1 protein-coding gene is annotated in these 1047 nt (G+C 32.3%); it reads right to left on the bottom strand.

All coding sequences use genetic code 11. The annotated features are described in order from the left end of the window. Positions 1-1022: TDP-N-acetylfucosamine:lipid II N-acetylfucosaminyltransferase family protein (locus L1D51_RS21500; protein WP_239964841.1), on the bottom strand; the 1022-nt coding region annotated here is incomplete at its 3' end. Positions 1023-1047 lie beyond the last annotated feature (25 nt).

Raw genomic sequence — 1047 nt, 5'->3', positions numbered from 1 at the left:
AACAAAGATTTTTTCAGAATAGATTTTGAATAATACGACATAGCCACTTCTTTATTTCTCTTAGAAAATGAGCCATCACAAAAATCCAAATCATTAATTAAAAACACTTTAAAACCCTGCTTAGTCAGAAAGTCATAAGATACAGAGCCAGCTTTTAAATGCACCCTTGCTCCGAAGTATAGTAGATTCCTTATATTACCTAACCCTTGCTGCCCTTCATTATCAAACAGAGCTATACAAACCTGATTTAATATATTTTGGTACTCTGTTAAAGGAATAAAACTACGCTCTATATAGAGCTCATGTTCTTTAAAAAGTTGCCTTGCTGTAGCCTCAACATGTTTAGCGTATTCAAAGTCGCCATATGACAGAGGTAAAAAAATAACCTTTCCTTTTGGCAAGCCAACTTTAGCGATATCTGTTAGTACTCTTATATGGTTGTTTCTCTCCAACGCTGAGCATCCAACCATAATATACTTTTTGTCTTCAAAATTAATTTCTTTAACATTCTCAGGGACAACATTGGAAGGGTAAAAAACTTTTGGTTTTAACCTTTTAAAGTTTTTCCCATATTTTTCACATATGCTTTTATAATCAGCTTCAATGCTAGTTATTAAGCCATCTAAAGATTTTATGAAGAAACTTTCAATTAGATTAGAAATATACCGCCTTAAACTTTTGTCACTTGTACCTTTAAAATACACTTCTCCACCCCATACAGCCATATAACAGGGGGTACCCCACTTAATTAGAGGAATGGCGATTCTTGCAATTCTTGTAGGTAAACTATGAAAAACAACCAGATCTGATGCCCAAATTAACTTAAATAGCTTTATATAGTTTTTAATTGTCTCTTTATAGTGATTTTTATTATTTTCCAAATCAGAAAAGTAAAAAAACTTATTTTCTCCCGCTTCCTGAAGCCCATTTAAGAAAAGCTCAAAGTCAGGTACAAATTTATTTGGAGCATTTGAAAAATCCGAAGCAATATGAACTGTTTTTTTACTGTTTACATTATGCAAAAAACTATCCTCTCAGGTTTTACTG

Source organism: Pseudoalteromonas shioyasakiensis, from assembly GCF_022398475.1.
In the GTDB taxonomy this organism is placed as follows: Bacteria; Pseudomonadota; Gammaproteobacteria; order Enterobacterales; family Alteromonadaceae; genus Pseudoalteromonas.
Note: the sequence above shows the minus strand (reverse complement) of the source record. Positions and strands in the feature narration are given on the sequence as shown.